General features: G+C 72.9%; 19 protein-coding genes. 11 read left to right on the top strand and 8 right to left on the bottom strand.

What is annotated here, in order from left to right; all coding sequences use genetic code 11:
• Positions 1 to 5 precede the first annotated feature (5 nt).
• Entirely contained in the window at positions 6 to 557 is a 552-nt protein-coding gene (locus tag CLV56_RS06315) for a DinB family protein (RefSeq protein ID WP_039340813.1), read from the top strand.
• Positions 558 to 560: 3 nt separating this feature from the next.
• On the opposite strand, the gene CLV56_RS06310 is transcribed toward CLV56_RS06315, so the two are convergent.
• A complete protein-coding gene (locus CLV56_RS06310; protein WP_100414556.1) occupies positions 561 to 1,433 on the bottom strand; it encodes an alpha/beta fold hydrolase in 873 nt (290 codons plus the stop codon).
• Positions 1,434 to 1,493: 60 nt separating this feature from the next.
• Between CLV56_RS06310 and CLV56_RS06305 the strand changes: the two genes are divergently transcribed.
• Entirely contained in the window at positions 1,494 to 2,399 is a 906-nt protein-coding gene (locus CLV56_RS06305; RefSeq protein WP_039340816.1) for an LLM class flavin-dependent oxidoreductase, read from the top strand.
• A gap of 182 nt (positions 2,400 to 2,581) precedes the next feature.
• On the opposite strand, the gene CLV56_RS06300 is transcribed toward CLV56_RS06305, so the two are convergent.
• Positions 2,582 to 4,099, bottom strand: a complete 1,518-nt coding sequence (locus CLV56_RS06300; protein ID WP_039340819.1) for a flavin-containing monooxygenase — start codon at positions 4,097 to 4,099, stop codon at positions 2,582 to 2,584.
• Between the two features lie 76 nt (positions 4,100 to 4,175).
• Between CLV56_RS06300 and CLV56_RS06295 the strand changes: the two genes are divergently transcribed.
• From CLV56_RS06295 to CLV56_RS06275, 5 genes are all read left to right on the top strand, one after another.
• Positions 4,176 to 4,868 carry a nitroreductase gene (locus CLV56_RS06295; RefSeq protein ID WP_039340822.1) on the top strand — a complete coding sequence of 231 codons (693 nt, stop codon included), beginning with the start codon at positions 4,176 to 4,178 and terminating at the stop codon, positions 4,866 to 4,868.
• A gap of 97 nt (positions 4,869 to 4,965) precedes the next feature.
• Positions 4,966 to 5,811, top strand: a complete 846-nt coding sequence (locus tag CLV56_RS20535; protein ID WP_157805087.1) for a Clp protease N-terminal domain-containing protein — start codon at positions 4,966 to 4,968, stop codon at positions 5,809 to 5,811.
• A gap of 72 nt (positions 5,812 to 5,883) precedes the next feature.
• The gene (locus CLV56_RS06285) at positions 5,884 to 6,711 is read left to right on the top strand and encodes a siderophore-interacting protein (protein WP_039340825.1); all 828 of its coding nucleotides are present in this window, start codon (positions 5,884 to 5,886) and stop codon (positions 6,709 to 6,711) included.
• 53 nt (positions 6,712 to 6,764) lie between these two features.
• The gene (locus CLV56_RS06280; protein WP_039340828.1) at positions 6,765 to 7,535 is read left to right on the top strand and encodes a cyclase family protein; all 771 of its coding nucleotides are present in this window, start codon (positions 6,765 to 6,767) and stop codon (positions 7,533 to 7,535) included.
• Complete coding sequence (locus tag CLV56_RS06275) at positions 7,535 to 9,184, top strand: thiamine pyrophosphate-binding protein (protein ID WP_039340831.1); 1,650 nt, start codon at positions 7,535 to 7,537, stop codon at positions 9,182 to 9,184. Before CLV56_RS06280 ends, CLV56_RS06275 begins: the two co-directional genes overlap by 1 nt.
• A gap of 76 nt (positions 9,185 to 9,260) precedes the next feature.
• Here the strand turns inward: CLV56_RS06275 and CLV56_RS06270 are convergent, their stop codons facing one another.
• Entirely contained in the window at positions 9,261 to 10,085 is an 825-nt protein-coding gene (locus tag CLV56_RS06270) for an alpha/beta fold hydrolase (protein WP_157805086.1), read from the bottom strand.
• Positions 10,086 to 10,255: 170 nt separating this feature from the next.
• Here CLV56_RS06270 and CLV56_RS06265 point away from each other — a divergent pair, with 170 nt between their 5' ends.
• Entirely contained in the window at positions 10,256 to 12,058 is a 1,803-nt protein-coding gene (locus tag CLV56_RS06265) for an acyl-CoA dehydrogenase (RefSeq protein ID WP_039340838.1), read from the top strand.
• A gap of 215 nt (positions 12,059 to 12,273) precedes the next feature.
• On the opposite strand, the gene CLV56_RS06260 is transcribed toward CLV56_RS06265, so the two are convergent.
• Positions 12,274 to 12,630 (bottom strand): hypothetical protein, encoded by a 357-nt coding sequence (locus CLV56_RS06260; protein ID WP_039340841.1) that lies wholly within the window; start codon positions 12,628 to 12,630, stop codon positions 12,274 to 12,276.
• Positions 12,631 to 12,739: 109 nt separating this feature from the next.
• Between CLV56_RS06260 and CLV56_RS06255 the strand changes: the two genes are divergently transcribed.
• The 3 genes from CLV56_RS06255 to CLV56_RS20975 are packed head-to-tail and all read left to right on the top strand — an operon-like array spanning position 12,740 to position 14,004.
• A complete protein-coding gene (locus tag CLV56_RS06255; protein WP_157805085.1) occupies positions 12,740 to 13,672 on the top strand; it encodes a Rho termination factor N-terminal domain-containing protein in 933 nt (310 codons plus the stop codon).
• A 12-nt stretch (positions 13,673 to 13,684) separates the two neighbouring features.
• On the top strand, positions 13,685 to 13,846 hold the full coding sequence (locus CLV56_RS20530; protein WP_157805084.1) for a hypothetical protein: 162 nt from the start codon (positions 13,685 to 13,687) through the stop codon (positions 13,844 to 13,846).
• Positions 13,843 to 14,004: a hypothetical protein gene (locus tag CLV56_RS20975; RefSeq protein WP_211287994.1), complete on the top strand. Its 162-nt coding sequence runs from the start codon at positions 13,843 to 13,845 to the stop codon at positions 14,002 to 14,004. The genes CLV56_RS20530 and CLV56_RS20975 overlap by 4 nt, the downstream gene beginning before the upstream one ends.
• A 282-nt stretch (positions 14,005 to 14,286) precedes the next feature.
• Here the strand turns inward: CLV56_RS20975 and CLV56_RS06245 are convergent, their stop codons facing one another.
• The 4 genes from CLV56_RS06245 to CLV56_RS06230 form a co-directional block, all read right to left on the bottom strand.
• Positions 14,287 to 15,186 carry a hypothetical protein gene (locus CLV56_RS06245; protein ID WP_211287993.1) on the bottom strand — a complete coding sequence of 300 codons (900 nt, stop codon included), beginning with the start codon at positions 15,184 to 15,186 and terminating at the stop codon, positions 14,287 to 14,289.
• A 71-nt stretch (positions 15,187 to 15,257) separates the two neighbouring features.
• Positions 15,258 to 15,854: a hypothetical protein gene (locus CLV56_RS06240; protein WP_100414554.1), complete on the bottom strand. Its 597-nt coding sequence runs from the start codon at positions 15,852 to 15,854 to the stop codon at positions 15,258 to 15,260.
• Positions 15,854 to 17,422, bottom strand: coding sequence for a hypothetical protein (locus CLV56_RS21360; protein WP_100414553.1), 1,569 nt, complete (start codon positions 17,420 to 17,422; stop codon positions 15,854 to 15,856). Before CLV56_RS21360 ends, CLV56_RS06240 begins: the two co-directional genes overlap by 1 nt.
• 6 nt (positions 17,423 to 17,428) lie before the next feature.
• Entirely contained in the window at positions 17,429 to 17,773 is a 345-nt protein-coding gene (locus CLV56_RS06230; protein ID WP_157805083.1) for a hypothetical protein, read from the bottom strand.
• Positions 17,774 to 17,880 lie beyond the last annotated feature (107 nt).

The following is a 17,880-nucleotide window of genomic DNA, read 5'->3' as shown; positions in this document are numbered from 1 at the left end:
GGGTGATGTCGGTGAGCGACGACGACCGCGGCGTGTGGATGCCGCCCGAGGACGACCCGCGTGAGACCGGCGAGCAGCCGGTCGGCGAGAAGGACACGATCCGGAGCTATCTCCGGCACTACCGGACGACGCTCGAGATGAAGTGCGAAGGGCTGGACGCCGAGCAGCTCGCACGCCGCTCCGTCCCACCGTCGACCCTGTCCCTGCTGGGCCTCGTGCGGCACATGGCCGAGGTGGAGCGGCACTGGTTCCGGCGGGTGCTCCAGGGGCAGTCGGCGCCGCCGATGTTCTGGACCGACGACGACCCCGACGGCGACTTCGACAACGCCGTCGCCGACGACGCGGTGGTCGCCGACGCGTGGGAGCGTCTACGCGAGGAGATCGCGGTCGCCGACGCCTACCTCGACGGCGACATCGACCTCGGCGCCGAGGTCACCCACCACGGCAGACCGGTGCCGGTGCGCGACATCCTCGTCCACATGGTGGAGGAGTACGCCCGCCACGCCGGGCACGCCGACCTGCTGCGGGAGTGCATCGACGGTCGTACGGGGCAGTGACGCTCAGCCGTTCGCGAGCCAGTTCATGAGCTCGTCGGCGCGGTACTCCAAGGTCAGGTGTCCGCCCTCCATCACCCGGCCCTCGGCCTTCGGCACGTGCTCGAGCAGCCACGTCCCGTGCTGCGTCCCGACCAGCGTGTCCTCGGTGCCGTACCAGACCTGCGTCGGTGCCTCGACGTCGTCGGGGGCGAACCCCCAGGGGCGGGTGAAGGCGAGGTCGTCGTCGACGAGCCCCCAGATCCCGCACCGGAACGCCTCCTGCACGGCCTGGCTCAGCATCGCGCGGTGGCCGATGTCCGCCGCGGTCGCCCGGTCGTCCGGTGACAGCTCGTAGTTCTTGCCGAGGCCCTCGCCGGCCGCCATCGCGCGGACGATCTCGCGGCACCGCGGCTCCATCCGCTCGTGCAGGATCGACTCACCCTCGGCCGCCCAGGTGTACTCGTCGACGTTGCCCTGGGTCATGCCGCCGAGCCAGTCCAGGTCCTTCGCGTCCCACGGGCCGACGCCCACGACGCTGGCGCAGCGGCTGACGCGGTCGGGAAGCAGAGCGGCGGCGGCGAGCGCGTGCGGACCCCCGCCCGAACGGCCCGCGACGGCGAACTCGTCGAGCCGCAGCGTGGCCGCGATCGCGGCGATGTCGTGCGCAGCGGCGGCGATGTCGCGGCCGCGGTCGCGGGTGCTCTGCCCGTAGCCCGGCCGGTCGTAGGTGATCACCCGCGCCCCGGCCTCGGTGTAGACGCTGCTGTCGTGCCGCGTGTAGCGGCTGCCGGGGGTCCCGTGCAGCCAGAAGACCGGGTAGCCGGTCGGGACACCCCACTCGCACACGGCGAGGTGTCTGGCTCCGGAGGCGGGGATCACCCGGGTCGGCCGGCCCATGGGCACCACGCTAGTCCTGCACGTGGTCCGCGTCACGAGAACCTCTCGTACGCTCGGTCCATGAGCCTTCGCCTCAGCGCCCTGATCCTGCCGATCCACCGCTGGCCCGACGGCGGTCGGGAGCGGTGGACCCGTGCGGAGGAGCTCGGGTTCCACGCCGCGTACACCTACGACCACCTCTCGTGGCGCAACTTCCGCGACGGGCCGTGGTTCGGCGCGGTGCCGACGCTCACGGCTGCAGCCGCCGTCACCGACCGGATCCGGCTCGGCACGATGGTCACGTCACCGAACTTCCGCCACCCCGTCACGTTCGCCAAGGACCTGATGACGCTCGACGACGTCTCCGGCGGCCGTCTCACCCTCGGGATCGGTGCGGGCACCGCGACCGGGTTCGACGCGACCGTGCTGGGTCACGAAGCCTGGTCGTTGCGGGAGCGCACGGCGAGGTTCGCCGAGCTGGTCAGGATGCTCGACCGTCTCCTCACCGAGCCTGCCGTGACCGAGCGTGGCACGTTCTACGCCGCCGACGAGGCGCGCATGATCCCGGGGTGCGTGCAGCAGCCGCGGATCCCGTTCGCGGTCGCGGCGACCGGACCGAAGGGGATGCGGCTCGCCGCTCGGTACGGCCAGGCGTGGGTGACGACCGGGGACCAGACGCTGGCCGACGACGCCACGGAGGCGGACTCGGCTGCGGGCGTCGCCGGTCAGATCCGCCGCCTCGGCGACGCGTGCGCCGAGGCTCGGCGCGACGCAGGGGAGCTCGACCGCGTCCTGCTCACCGGGTTCACCCCGGCCGGCGTCGGACTCCTCGGCTCCGTGGACGCGTTCGTCGACGCCGCCGGCCGGTACGCCGACGCGGGTGTCACCGAGCTCGTGCTGCACTGGCCGGTGCCGGACTCCCAGTTCGCTGCCGACCAAGCGATGTTCGAGCGGATCGCGACCGAGGCGCCTGCGCAGCTGGCCTGAGCCCTGCGGCACGCCCGCGGCGCCGGCTCGCGCCACCGCGTCGGTGTCCCCGCAGGCCGTGCGCGCCCGTTCCCCTGCTGCAGAGCCACCCTGCACGTCGAAAACCCCGCACACCGTGCGCGTACGGTGTGCGGGGTTTTCAGAACCGTGTATCGCTTTGCGACGAGGATCGTCGCGGGGCGTCAGGCGATCGCGCTCGTGCCGACGCCCTTTCCGGCCGCCGCACGGGTCGCGCCGCCGGACGTGCGGGTGGCGGCGCCGCTCCAGACCAGACCGTCGTCGAGGTTCGCGCGGTTGGTGTGCCACGCGTCGACGACGTAGTTGTGCTTCATCGTCCACGGGTGCGCGTCCGCCGACCGCGGCATGAGGTGCGCCGCCCGGACGAAGTAGCCGGACTGCATGTCGATCATCGGCCGCTCGCTCGGCGGGCCCGTGTAGGTCGGGGTCACCGTGTCGGCGGCGGTCGTACGGAGCCGCTCGACGACTCGCGCGACGTACCGCGCGGTCATGTCGGCTCGCATCGTCCACGACAGGTTCACGTACCCGATGCAGTAGGAGAAGTTCGGGACGCCGCTGAGCATGAGACCGCGGAACGTCATGCGGCCGGCCGGGTCGACGGGTTCGCCGTCCACGCTCAGGTCGATCCCGCCGATCAGCTTCAAGGAGAGGCCGGTCGCGGTAACGACGACGTCGGCCTCGATCGTCTCCCCGTCGGTGAGCAGGATGCCCTCGGGCACGAACCGGTCGATGTGGCCGGTCACCACCGACGCGCGCCCGCTGCGGACAGCCTCGAACAGGTCGCCGCCCGGTGCGATGCACAGCCGCTGCTCCCACGGCCCGTACGGCGGGGTGAAGTGGTCGACGACGACCTGCTCCGAGCCGAGCCCGGCGACGGCGCCCTTGCGGAGCAGGCCCGCCATCTTCTCCGGGGCGCGCCGGCTGAACTGGTAGAGACCCCATTGCAGCACCGCGTTCTTCGCCCGGATCGTCGAGTGGGCGGCCTTGGCAGGCAGCACCTTCCGGAGAGCGTCGCCCACCGCATCGTGCTTCGGCTGGGCGAGGACCCACGTCGGCGTCCGCTGGAGCATCGTGACGTGGGCGGCGTCGTCGGCCATCGCCGGCACGACCGTGATGGCGGTCGCACCGCTGCCCACGACGACCACGCGCTTGCCGGTGTAGTCCAGATCGTCGGGCCAGAACTGCGGGTGCACGACCTGGCCCTCGAAGTCCTCCAGCCCGGCGAACTGGGGGTCGAACGGCTGCTCGTAGTCGTAGTAGCCGGCACAGGTCTCGAGGAACGACGCCGTGATCGTGGACTGCTCGCCCGTCCGGGAGTCCTCGATCCCGACGGTCCAGCGTGCGTCGGTCGACGACCAGGCGGCCGAGACCACCTTCGTCGAGAACCGGATCCTCTCGGTGATCCCGTACGCGTCCGCCGTCTCCCGGATGTAGTCGAGGATCTCCTGGCCGTCGACGATCGCGTCGTCTCCGCGCCACGGTCGGAACGGGAACGAGAGGGTGTAGAAGTCCGAGTCCGATCGCACCCCGGGGTAGCGGAACAGGTCCCACGTGCCGCCCATCTCGTCGCGCGCCTCGACGATCGTGTACGAGACGCCGGGGTTGCGCTCCTGGAGACGGTAGGCGGCGCCGATGCCGGACAGCCCGGCTCCGACGATGAGGACGTCGACGTGATCGGACATGCTCGGACTCTACGCGACGCCCCCGTTGGTCGAGGCCGAGCGGAGCGAGGATCGAGACCCCTGCTTTCCTGTCCCCATGACCGAGACCGTCTCCTCGCCGTCCGCCGACGTCCTTCGCTCGCTGCTGGCCGAGCGCTGGAGCTGTCGCGGATTCCTTCCCGATCCGCTGCCGCGCGAGACGATCGACGAGATCCTCGAGCTCGCCGGGCGCTCGCCGTCGTGGTGCAACACCCAGCCGTGGCAGGTCGTGGTGACCGAGGGAGAGGGGACCGACCGGTTCCGTGACGGGCTGACGTCGCACATCCTCGGCGGCGGTACGGGCGGTCCCGACTTCGCGTTCCCGTCCGGCTACTCCGGGGCGCACCGCGAGCGACGGCTCGAGTGCGCGCTCCAGCTGTACGACGCGGTCGGGATCGAGCGCGGTGACCGTGAGGCGTCGGGGCGCCAGACCTGGAAGAACTTCGAGCTGTTCGGCGCACCTCACGTGGCGATCGTGTCGACGCCGGGCGAGCTCGGGACGTACGGCGCGGTCGACTGCGGCGTCTGGGTCAGCACGTTCCTGCTGGCGGCGCAGAGCCTCGGCGTCGCCGCGATCCCGCAGGCGGCGCTGGCGGCGTACGCGCCGTTCGTCCGCGAGCACCTCGGCCTGGAGGACGACCGGCTGGTGGTCTGCGGGATCTCCTTCGGCCGACCCGATCCCGACCACGCCGCGAACGGCTTCCGTACGACCCGCGTCGGCGCCGCCGCCACCACGACCTGGCTCTCCTAGCCGCGAGTCACGCACGGCGCGCTCGCGAGTCATTCCGTGCGGCCCGCGCCGTCAACCTCAGGTTGACGAAGCCCAATCGTCAACCTAGAGTTGACACATGACCGATCTTCCTCCCTCCTTCCGCCTCGACGACCTCATCCGCGCCGTCCGGACCACCGCCGACGACCCGCTCGACCAGCTCCATCAGGCGACCGTCGCCGCCGGGGGTCTCGGTGAGGTCGCCGACGCACTCGTCGGCTATTTCGTCGATCAGGCTCGCCGATCGGGCGCGTCGTGGACCCGCATCGGCGCGAGCATGGGTGTGACGAAGCAGGCGGCGCAGAAGCGGTTCGTGCGCCGCGAGCAGGAGGTCGAGCCGTTGGATGCGTCGCAGGGGTTCGACCGGTTCACCGAGCCGGCGCGCGCGTCCCTGATGGCGGCGCACGCCGAGGCGCAGGCCGTACGGAGTGCCGAGGTGGAGCCCGTCCATCTGCTGCTCGGGCTGATCGCCGACGAGCGGACCAGTGCCGCACGCGCCCTCACGACGTTGGGCGTGACGGCGGCAGACCTCCGTACGACCCTGGCCCCGACCGCTGTCGCCGACGAGACCACCGGCGACACCGAAGCGCCGACCCTCGTGCCGTACGGAGCGGAGTCGGCCGCCGCCCTGCAGGAGGCGTTCGCACACGCCGTCCGGCTTGGCGACGACCTGGTCGGGACGGGACACGTGCTGCTCGCCGTGTGGGGGTCTCGATCGCTCGCTGCGCTCGCGCCTCGACCGGCGGAGGAGGGGGGTGCGCTCGCGCCTCGACCGGCGGAGGAGGGGGGTGCGCTCGCGCCTCGACCGGCGGAGGAGGGGGGTGCGCTCGCGCCTCGACCGGCGGAGGAGCGACTCTCGCTCGACGACATCGAGAGAGCGCTCGTCGAGGTCGGCGGGGCGGCCGACGGCCTGACCGTGGCCTGACGGGGTAGCGGCCGCCTGGCAGGTAAGGCTAGCCTTACCGGGTTCGCTGTTCGACCCGTCGGAAGGACCCCCGTGGCCCGCACCAACGTCGCCACCCACCGTACGAAGCCTCAGACCCCCGGTCTGATCACGCTCCACGTCCTGCGCTCGGAGCGGATCTCCCCGTCGTTCGTCCGCGTCACGCTCGGCGCCGGTGACATCGAGCAGTTCGTGCCGCTCGGTGCGGACCAATGGTTCCGTCTGGGGATCCCGGTGACCGACGAGGACTCGCTCACCCGTCTCCCGAACAAGCTCGACACGGTCGCGTACCTGAAGTACCTCACGATCTCGAAGGCCACCCGGCCGATCCTGCGCAACTACACCGTCCGCGCGTACCGGCCGGACGGTCCTGACGGCCCGGAGCTCGACGTCGACTTCGTCGTGCACGGGTCGGTCGACGACCCGGCGGCGGGCCCCGCCGCGACCTGGGCGCAGACCTGCGAGCAGGGCGACCCGGTCGCGCTGATCGACGAGGGCACGATGTTCGCGCTCCCCGACGGGCGACGCCGGGTCCTGCTCGTCGCCGACGAGACCGGCCTGCCCGCGACGGCCGGGATCCTCGCCTCGCTCCCGAGGGACGCGGTCGGACACGCGCTCATCGAGGTCCCGACGATCCAGGACGCACAGGCCGTCGATGCGCCCGACGACATCGAGGTGACCTGGCTGCCCCGCACCGATCCCCACGCGGTCCCGGGCCAGGCGGCGCTCGCGGCAGCCATGCAGCTCCCCGTATCCGACGAACCCACCCTCACCTGGGTGGTCGGCGAGCAGAAGCTTCCGAGCAGCCTGCGGCGCCACCTCGTCAAGGCCGGGACGGACAAGGCCGACGTGATCTTCTGCGGCTACTGGAAGGCCGGCTGACCGCGCCTCGCTAGGGTGGCGCCACCACCGGCACCCTCAGCCCCAGGAGCGACATGTCCGTCCTCGCCACCCTCCTCGCCTCCCTGTCCTCCGGCGCCGTCGAGGTCGTCGACCTCACCGCGCCGCTGTCGGAGGAGACGCCGATCCTCGAGCTGCCGCCGGAGTTCGGCCAGACGGCGCGGTTCCAGTCCGAGGAGATCAGCCGCTACGACGACCGCGGGCCGGCCTGGTACTGGAACAACTTCCGCACCGGAGAGCACACCGGCACCCACTTCGACGCCCCGAACCACTGGGTCACCGGCCAGGGCAAGGCCGCGATCGACGAGGTGACGCCGTCGGCGTTCGTCGCGCCCGCGATCGTGCTCGACGTGACCGCACAGGTGGCCGCCGACCCGAACTTCCTGATCGAGGTCGACCACCTCGAGGCCTTCGAGGCCGAGCACGGGCCCCTGCCGCAGAACGGCTGGCTGCTCTGCCGCACGGGGTGGTCCGCGCGCGTCACGCAGGCCGAGATGATCAACAACACCGAGACCGGCCCGACGAGCCCGGGCATGTCCGCGGAGTGTGCACGCTGGGTCGCCGAGGAGTCGCCCCTGCAGGGGATCGGCGTCGAGACGGTCGGTACGGATGCGGGCGCCGCCCACTCGTTCGACCCGGCGTTCCCGTGCCACTCGTTCCTGCTCGGCAACGACAAGTACGGGCTCGCGCAGCTGCAGAACCTCGACCAGCTCCCGCCGACCGGTGCCGTCGTGATCGCGCCGCCCCTGAAGATCGTCGGCGGCTCCGGCTCCCCGGTCCGGGTGATCGCGCTCGTGGAGCGCTGATGCACGTCGCCGAGGCGGTCGGGCGGGCGCTCGTCGACGCCGGCGTCACCCACGCGTACGGCGTGGTCGGGTCCGGCAACTTCCACCTCACGAACGCGATGGTCGACGCCGGCGCCCGGTTCGTCGCGACCCGGCACGAGGGCGGTGCGGCGACCGCGGCGGACGCGTACGCGCGGACCAGCGGCGACGTCGCGGTGCTCACCGTGCACCAGGGGTGCGGTCTGACGAACGCGATGACCGGGATCACCGAGGCGGCGAAGAGCCGGACGCCGCTGGTCGTGGTCGCGGCCGAGGCGACGCAGCCCGGTTCGAACTTCTTCGTGGACCAGGACGCCCTCGCCCGGGCGGTCGGCGCCGTCCCGCTGCGCGTGACGAACGCAGCCGGCGCCGTCGACGCCGCTCGGGAGGCCGTGGCCCGCGCGCGGTCGCGGCGGACGGTGCTGCTCAACCTGCCGCTCGACGTGCAGGGGGCCGAGGTGCCGGATATTGGCGGGGTGGAGGCGGCGTTCGCGCCGGACGGACCCGCGCCCGAGGCCGCCTCCGACGCGGATCTCGCGGTGCTGGTCGACGCCCTGCTGGCCGCCGAGCGGCCGGTCTTCGTCGCCGGACGCGGCGCCCGTACGGCGGGATCCGCCGCAGCGCTCGAGGCGCTCGCCGCGCGGACCGGCGCGCTGCTCGCGACGTCCGCGGTCGCGAGAGGCCTGTTCGTCGGCAACCCGTACAGCCTCGACGTGTCGGGCGGATTCTCCTCACCGCTGGCCGCCGATCTGGTGCGCGAGTCCGACCTGATCGTCGGGTGGGGCTGCGCCCTGAACATGTGGACGATGCGCCACGGTCGCCTGATCGGTCCGGAGACCGACGTCGTCCAGGTCGACGACGACCCGACCGCGATCGGGGCGCAGCGGCCGGGAGCGACCGGTGTCGTCGGCGACGTGTGCGCGACCGCCGCCGATGCGTCGGCCGAGCTCGAGCGTCGTGCGGTGCCGGTCCGGGCCGGCCGTCGTACGCCCGAGGTCCGCGATCGGATCGCCGCGCGCGTCCGTTGGCGCGACGTGCCGTACGACGACACGAGCAGCGACGGCCAGATCGACCCGCGGACGCTCACGATCGGTCTCGACGACGTGCTTCCGCGCGAGCGCGTCGTGGCGGTCGACTCGGGGAACTTCATGGGATACCCGAGCATGTTCCTGGACGTGCCGGACGAGCGCGGGTTCTGCTTCACCCAGGCGTTCCAGTCGATCGGCCTCGGTCTCGCGACGGCGATCGGCGCCGCGCTCGCGCAGCCTGACCGGCTGACCGTCGCCGCACTCGGTGACGGCGGTGCGCTGATGGGGTCGGCGGAGCTGGAGACCGTCGTCCGGCTCGGGCTCGACATGGCGGTCGTGGTCTACGACGACGAGGCGTACGGCGCGGAGGTGCACCACTTCGGCCCGCACGGGCACCCGCTCGGGACCGTGGAGTTCCCCCCGACCGACATCGCCGCGATCGGCCGCGGGTACGGGTTCGAGGCCGTGACCGTACGGGCGCCTGCGGACCTCGACGTGGTCGCGCGCTGGGTCACGGGTGATCGCGAACGGCCGATGCTCGTGCACGCGAAGGTCACGCGTGGTGCCTCCTGGTGGCTCGAGGAGGCCTTCGCCGGCCACTGATGCTCGCGAGTCGCCGGCGGCGGGGTCGCGAGTCAGGCGTGGCGGGGTGGCGAGTCAGGCGTGGCGGGGTGGCGAGTCAGGCGTGGCGCCGGACGTGTCGCGACACCGCGTCGGCGACGGCCCCCGGGTGCGTCAGCAGCGCGCCGTGGGCGGCCCCTTCGATCACCTCCGCGGTCGCGGACCTGAACCACCGGCGCAGCGTCGCGTCGCCGGCCTCGAACCACAGGCCGGTCGCGCTCCCGCGCAGCAGCAGCACCGGAGCGCGGACGCGGCGTGCATCCTCCTCGGTGACGTCCCATGCGAGCAGCGCCGGGATGTCGACCTCGAAGAACGTGGCGGCGTCGCGGTGGACGGCGCGAACCGAGCCGGGGAGCGCACGCTCGTGCTCGTCTCGCCAGCCCGGCCCCGACAGCGCGTCGAGGAACTCGTCGGCCGCGAGCGACGGCCCGGCGGCCGTCCCGCGGGCGCGCAGGTCGGCGTTGGCAGCGCGGAACGGGCCGGCCGCCTCGGGCGCGAAGACCGGTGGTGGTTCGAAGAGCGTGAGGCTCGCGACCCGGTCCGGGTAGCGAGCCGCCGTCTCCCAGGCGATCGCGGCCCCGAACGACGCCCCGACGACGTGGGCGCTCTCGAGCCCGAGCGCGTCCATCAGTGCAGGGACGTCGGCTGCTTCCGCCACGATCGACGGCTTCGGGGCGGTCGCCGAGGGCGTACGGGGGCGGCTGCGTCCGTACCCGCGCCGCCGGTAGCGGACCACGTCGTACGACGACCTGAGCGCATGCGCGAGCGGCGCCGGCTCGTCCGCGACGAGCGCAGTCGGCGTCACGAGCACCACCGGGCCGTCCCCGGCCCGCTCCACCTCGAGCACCGCGTCGCCGGCCACGACCTCTGTCATTGCAGCCATCTCGCCTCCCGCGCTCAGCACACCACGGGCCGGACGACCGTGCCGACGTACGATTCGGCGTTCCTCGCGCCTCGACAGCGGCGTGTCGGGCCGAATCGCGCGTCCGCATGGTTCACGGCCCGGAGAAGGCGGCTCGACGCGGAGGTAAGCAAGCGCTTAGTATCGGTCGCATGACTCGCTCGCGCATCATGTCCCGCGCCGACCTCGACTTCCTGCTGTACGACTGGCTCGAGGTCGATGCGCTGACCAAGCGCGAGCGCTACGCCGAGCACGACCGGAGCACCTTCGACGCGGTGCTCGACCTGGCCGAGGAGCTCAGCACCGACCTGTTCGCGCCGGCCGCGGCGGCCGGCGACGTCGCCGAGCCGTACGTCGGGGACGACGGTCGGGTCGTGCTCCCCGAGGAGGTCACCGCGGCCGTGCATGCGTACGCGGAGTCGGGCCTGGTCGCGTCGACGTTCCCGGCCGAGCTCGGCGGAGCCCAGCTGCCGTTCACCGTCCAGCAGGCCGCCGGCGCGTTCTTCCAGGCCGCGAGCGTGGGGGCGTACGCCTACCCGTCGCTCGCGCTCGGCAACGCCAGCCTGGTCTGCGCGCACGGGACGGCCGAGCAGATCGAGACGTACGCGAAGCCGATCCTCGAGGGCCGGTGGTACGGGACGATGTGCCTGTCCGAGCCGCATGCCGGCTCGTCGCTGACCGACCTGACGACCCGCGCGGTCCGGCAGGACGACGGCACGTATCGCCTGACCGGCACGAAGATGTGGATCTCGGCCGGCGACCACGAGCTCGGTGAGAACATCGTGCACCTCGTGCTCGCCCGCACCCCCGACGCGCCCGCCGGCGTGAAGGGGATCTCGCTCTTCATCGTCCCGAAGGTGCTGGTCGGACCGGACGGCGAGCTCACGGAGCGCAACGACGTCGCGCTCGCCGGCCTCAACCACAAGATGGGATTCCGCGCGACCACGAACACGCTGCTCAACTTCGGCGAGGGCTCCTGGACACCCGGCGGCCGCGCAGGCGCCGTCGGGTACCTCGTCGGCGAGGAGGGCCGCGGACTCGCGCAGATGTTCCACATGATGGATTCGGCTCGGATCGGGGTCGGCGCGGGCGCGGTCGCGCTCGGCTACACCGGCTACCTGCACGCTCTCGCGTACGCGCAGGAGCGTCCGCAGGGCCGGCCGGTCGGCGCGAAGGACCCGTCCGCGCCGCCGGTGCCGATCATCGAGCACGCCGACGTCCGGCGGATGCTGCTCGCCCAGAAGGCGTACGTCGAGGGCGGGCTCGGCTTGATCCTGTGGTGCGCGCGGCTCGTCGACGAGCAGGCGACCGCGACCTCGGACGCAGAGCGGGACCGTGCCCGACGCCTGCTCGACATGCTGACGCCGATCGCGAAGTCGTGGCCGTCGCAGTGGTGCCTGACCGCCAACGATCTCGCGATCCAGGTGCACGGCGGCGCCGGCTACACCCGCGACTACCCGGTCGAGCGGCTCTACCGCGACAACCGGCTCAACCCGATCCACGAGGGCACCCACGGCATCCAGGGCCTCGACCTGCTGGGTCGCAAGGCCGTCGCCGACCGTGGGGCCGGGCTCGCGCTGCTCGGCGAGACCATCGGCGCGACGATCGCGCGTGCGCAGGACGCTGGAGGGGCCGCGGCGGAGCACGGCGACGCGCTCGGCACTGCTCTCGCGCGGGTCGGTGAGGTGACCACAGCTGCGTGGGCCGAGGGTGATCCCGAGGTCGCGCTCGCGAACGCCACCGCGTACCTCGAGGCCGTCGGCCACGTCGTCGTCGCCTGGATCTGGCTCGAGCAGGAGCTCGCCGCGACCGGCCGGGCCGACGCGCTCGCGGACGGCAAGCGCGTCGCGGCGCAGTACTTCTTCCGCTACGAGCTCCCGAAGGTCTGGGCGCAGCTCGACCTCGTCGCCGCGCGCGACCGGACGACGATCGACCTGGACCCCGGCGTGCTCTGAGTCGGGCGCCGGGGGCGGGTCTCGATCGTCGGCTCGTTCCTCGCCTCCGCCTCGACCAACGGCTCGCCCCACCGCCGGTCGAGGCCGAGCGGAGCGAGGATGCGTTCCGTTGGTCGAGGCCGAGCGGAGCGAGGATGCGTTCCGTTGGTCGAGGCCGAGCGGAGCGAGGATGCGTTCCGCCGGTCGAGGCCGAGCGGAGCGAGGATCGAGACCCGTCAGCGGGTCAGGAGCCAGGCGAGCCCGATCGCGGTCGGCGTGAGCGCGATCGGGATCCACAGCGCCGACAGCAGCGGTCGCCCGAGGATCAGCCGAACCCCCGTGTAGGTCAGCGCGGCGACCACACCGGACATCAGCGTCATCGCGATCGCGTCGCCGTGCCGGCCCTGGCCCTCGATCACGTACGCGGCGCCGAGGCAGCCCGCCACGCCGTGGATCGTGATGCCGAAGAAGATGATCGCGGCGACCCGTCGCTGGACCTTCCGCAGGGCGGCCATCTGGATGGCCCGCTCCTCGGATGTCAGCGTCGCGCTCCCGGCCACGTCGATCCGCCGTACGCCGGTCTCGCTCGCCATGAGCCGAGTGTACGGAGGGGCGGCATCCCCATCGCGGTCGCGGCAGGCGTGTGGCATGCATCACACGACAAGTGGGTACGGAGCGGACAACCGGATCAGGGGGAGCACCATGTCCGCACGAAGCACCATGGGCCGGGCGTCCGCGCAGGTCGCCGGGGGGTTGAAGGACCTGCCGCGCAACGCCGCGTGGCTCGTATCGAAGGCTGTCAGCGTCGACGGCCTGCAGAACGGGGCGACGAATGTCGCCTCGGACACCGTGGACGGGGTCCGTGACCAGGCGCGTCGCGCGGCTGCGGCGGTCGCCGACCGGATACCGGGAACCGACTCGGTGGAGACCCGGCTCGCACGCGCTCACGAGGCTGTGGTGCGCGCGCGGGAGCAGGAGCAGGACGCGCTCGCCCACGCCGCGGACGCGAAGCAGCGGGCCGACGCGGCTGGGGCCGCCGAGAAGGAGGGGCGCGAACGCCTCCGCGCCGCGCAGAAGCAGGCCGACGAGCAGGTGGAGCAGCGGGTCCGCGAGGCCCGCAGGCGCGCCGACGAGATGGTCGAGGCCGAGCGCCGCGCCGCCGAGGAGGACCTCGGCGCCCAGCTCGACGACGTCCGTCGTGACATCGACCGCGATGTCGAGAAGGCACGCGCGGAGGCCGACGAGGCGGCGGAGGACGCGCAGCAGCGCATCGACGCCGCCCACCGGGCGATGAGCGAGGCCCGCCAGCTCGCCGAGGAGGCCACGGAGGCCGCCGAGGCCGCCGCGCGCAAGGCGCGGGAGGAGGCCGATTCGCTCGTCGCCCAGGCCCAGGGGCAGGCTGCGGAGGCCGACGAGACCCGGGCGCGTGCGGAGGCGGCGCGCGACGAGGTCGCGACGACCGCCGCCCGCGCCGTCCGTGCCGAGCAGACCGAGGAGGTCCCGACGAGCCTGCCGCGCCGGACCAAGGCCGAGCTCGTCGACATCGCGTCCTCGCTCGGGATCGAGGGCACCTCGCAGAAGACCAAGACCCAGCTCGTGAACGCCATCCGGCGGTCCTCGCGGACCCGAGCCTGAACGGAGACCATCGTGAAGATCTTCCATCGCAAGTCGGCGTGGGAGCGCGCCATGAAGAAGGTTCCCGGCGGGGCCGCGATCAAGGGCGGCGCACTGACGGTCGCCGGGATCGTCGGGCTGTCTGCGGCGAGCGCCGCCGTCAGCGCCCTGCGTGACAAGCAGGCTCCCCGGTGAGACTCAGGACGCTGGCCTTCTTCGGCATCGGCTACGTCCTGGGCAGCCGCGCCGGCCGCGAGCGGTACGAGCAGATCCTCGCCGCCGCGAAGCGCGCCGGCGCACGACTCGAGCAGTACGGGGATCCCGATGGCACCGGCGGCGCGCGGCGAAGCTGACGGCAGCTCGACGCTCGCCGTCGGCGCCGTCGTCCGGGCGAGAGTCGTCGCGCGGCTCCTCGGGGTCCGTCTGCTGCGTCTCGATGCCACGGTGGTCGTCACGCCGCCGGTCTTCTCCGAGCCCGCGCCGACGCCCACAGCCGTCCGGGCCCGAGCCGTGGCCCCGCCGCCAGGCACCGTCATGACCGGCGGCGGGTTGCCCGAGGCCGAACGTCTCCTCCGGCTCGCCCAGGGCCGCCCGGCTCCGACGCCGCGGACCGGTCGTACGCGGGGTGCTGCCACTCAGCGGTAGCCGCCGTCGCGTAGCCCGGCCTCCTGCTCGAACCGGTTCCGGGCGTCGCCGCGTCCAGCCTTGGAGCGGACCCACCCGAGCGCCCCGGACCCGAGATACTCGGTGGCGAACCTCGTCCGCCCCAGGCGCGCCCACTGCTGGGAGTGGATCTCCTCGTGGTGCAGCAGCCGGTCGAGGTCGAGCCGGGAGCGTCCCGCGCCGATCCTCCCGTCGTCGAATTCGTACCACGCGACGCCCGTCGGGATCATGTCCCGCAGGACCTGCGCCGCCGCGTCGCCGCTCGGCCCGTCGACGTTGAGCAGGAAGACGTCGCCCCAGGTCGTACCGCCGTTGAGGCTGAACCGGTTCGAGATCCAGCTGCCGCCGAGCCCCATCAGCATCCCGTTCGGGGTCGTGACGAGCCGCCCGCCGTGGTCGTCCACGAACGCGGCCGCGTCGTCGTACGACCAGCCGTTCTTCCTCTGCCGGGCGACGATCCGCGCGACCTCCTGCTCGGAGTACGGGGTCTCGTCGAAGTCGTTGTCCCGGCTCGCCTTGCCGTAGTCGGTCCCGGCGTTCAGCACGTACGTCATCAGCACCGCGCGCCGCGCCTGCGTCGCCGTGAGGCCCCGGGGGAGCAGGAAGAACGACTTGCCGTTGCGGTCCACGAGCTCCTCGAGGCCATCGAGCACGGCGAAGCCGTCCGCGCCGAGCTCCTGCTCGCGCGCGATCAGGATGAGGCTGCGGATCTCGACGCCGCGGCGGGCGGCGTTCTCGAGCCAGCGACGGTAGAGCGCGCTCGGCTCGGCATCACCGAGGAGGCCGGCCGAGCGCAGCTTGTCGGTGAACACGTCGGCGGCGTCCGCCGGATCCGCGTCCGGCTGCCGCGGGGTGGGTCTCGGTTCCACCATGGCTCGACCGTACGCGTGGGCAGGGGCCGTCGTCGCGCGCGTTGCGTCCCCTGCGGGGCGAGGGCAGGACGCTACCGCTGCTCGCGCGCCGGGTCGGGCGTGCACATCGTCAGGAACTCCTCGGTGTTGCCCGCCAGGATCTCGTCGTGGGTCAGCCATCCCGCGTCGGTGACGTAGAACGTGTCGTCGCCCGCGTGCTCGGTCGCGCCGTCGACGACGGGCTGGAGCTCGACCGAGGTCGTGCCCGCGAACCCGGTCGCGGAGTCGGTCCCGAGGTCGACGGCGTCGTAGTCGCGCCAGTCGAAGCCCGGCGGGAGCGGCTCGCGGACCGTGAAGCCGGGCAGGTCCGCGCCCACCGTGAACGAGTCGACGGTCTGCGGAGCGTCCGCGTCGAGCACCGTGCGGACCGACGGTGCGTCGTCGGACCGGAACAGCAGCCACAGCTGGTCGACGCTCTCGCACGGCGTCCCGGGGTCGACCACGAGCGCGTCGCCGTCGGCACGCAGTCCGGCGACGAGGGGGAGCGACGGCTCGAACTGCGCGGTCCCGGGTCCGCTGGCCCGGAACAGGTCGACGACCATCCAGACCACCACCACGGCGACCGCCGCGACGGCGAGCAGCCCGACGACGATCAGCGTCCGGCCCGCTCGCGTCGCCGAGCCGGCCATCAGTGGTAGCCCCCGTCGCTCAGGCCGGCGTCCTCCTCGAAGTGGTTGTGCCCGTCCGGCAGCGGCGTCTTGTCCCGGATCCACTCCCAGGCGCCTGCGCCGAGGTACTCCGCGGCGAACCGCGCGTACCCGAGGTCGGCCCACTGCTGGGAGTGGATCTCCTCGTGGTGGAGGAGCCGGTCGAGGTCGAGGCCCGACGCGCCCGGCCCGATCGAGCCGTCGTCGAACTCGTAGCGCGCGCGGCCCGACGCGACCATGTCGCGCAGCACCTGCGCCGCGTCCTCCCCGCTGGGCCCGTCGATGTTGACCATGAAGGTGTCACCCCACGTGGTGCCGCCGTTGAGGCTGTAGCGGTCCTGGAGCCAGTTGCCGCCGAGCCCCATCAGCATGCCGTTCGGGGTCGTGACGAGCCGGCCGTCGTTGCCGTTGACGAACTCCACGTCGTCGTCGTACGACCAGGAGTTCTTGTCCTGCCGCGCGATGATCCGGGCGATCTCGGCGGCGGAGTACGGGGTCTCCTCGAAGTCGTTGTCCGGGCTCGCAGAGCCGTAGTCCGTGCCGGCGTTGAGGATGTACGTCATCAGCACGGCGAGGCGCGCCTGGTCGGCGGTGATGCCGTCGGGCAGGAGGAAGAACGACTTGCCGTCCGGATCGGTGACCTCCTCGAGGTCGTCGAGCACGGCGAAGTCGTCCGGGTCGATCTCGTGCTCACCCGCGATCTCGACGATCGTCTCCGGGTCGATCCCGCGCTCGGCGGCGTTCTCCAGCCACTCCCGGTAGTACCCGCCCGGCTCGTCGCCGTCGAGCAGCCCCTCCTGCCGGAGGCGGTACTCCATCACGTCGGCGGCGTGCTCCGGGTGCGCAGCGGCGTACGCGCTCAGCTCCTCCGGCGACATCAGCGCCAGGCCGTACGGCCAGGGCAGCGCGTCGTCGCCCAGCCCGTCGCCGACGTCGGCGAGGGCGGACGGCGGCGTCGCCGCGCTCGCCTTCCGCAACGCCTCCGCGACGGCAGCCGCCCCACGCTCGTACTCGTCGGCGAGGTCGTGCGCCCGTCGGCGGCAGTCGGCGAGCCGGTCCTCGGCGCCCCCGAGCGCCTGACCTGCCGTCTCCCGGGCCCGGGCGTTCGCCCGCTCCCGGCGTGCCTCGCCCGGGTCCGACGGGGGTGGGAGCCACGGCGGACGCGCCGACGGGATGCCGGCGAGATCGGACCGCGCGGCGGCAGCATCGGCGACGGCCTGGTCCGCCTCCCGCTCGAGGGCCCGCGCCCGGCGCTGGAGCTCGGCCAGCTCGCTCGACCACGCGGTCAGGTGGCGCGCCGCGTCGGCCAGGACGTCCGCGGCGTCGGCCACCGGCGGACGGAGGTCGTCGGACACCAGGTCGCGGAAGGCGGTCGCGGTCGCGCCCCGCCACTCACCCTCGGTCGCGCCCCACAGCCGCTCCGCAGCCGCCGCGAGCTCGCGCGAGCTGGTGCGCAGACATCCCGCGGCGGTGTCGACGGTGTCGACGTCCCCCGGTGCTGGGTCGAAGCCGAGCGCGTCGAAGGTCTCGGTGACGGTGTCAGGACGCACGGACGGTCACCTCGCGAACGGCGGTCGCGGCCCGGGTGCGGCCGGCGGCCCCGGCGCGAGCGGCGGTACGGGGGTGGTGGCGACGGCGAGATCGGCCTCGGTGTCGTCGACCGTGTCCTCGACGGTCTGGAGGTTCGTCGCGAGCTCGTCGGCGAACGTCGCGTACTCGGCGATCGCGTCCGCCCAGCCGTCGGCGATCAGGTCCGCCCGTCGCTCGAGGGCGGGCGTCCCCAGGCCGCCGGACGCGAGTCCGCGCAACCTCCGCGCCGGCGCATCGAGGTCGTCGGCGACCGCAGTGAGCCGACGGCGTACCTCGGCCAGTGCCTCGGAGTCCACGACCAGATCAGCCACGGCAGGACCGTAGCAGCCCACGGTGGCGCACCGGGGCGGGTGCGGCCGCCGGTCGCGCGGCACGACCCGACGCATGTGCCTGCGTTCGGTACGACCTCGGGTCCCCA

Origin of the sequence: Mumia flava (assembly GCF_002797495.1) — a bacterium.
In the GTDB taxonomy this organism is placed as follows: domain Bacteria; phylum Actinomycetota; class Actinomycetes; order Propionibacteriales; family Nocardioidaceae; genus Mumia; species Mumia flava.
This window is presented reverse-complemented; position numbering and strand designations above follow the sequence as displayed.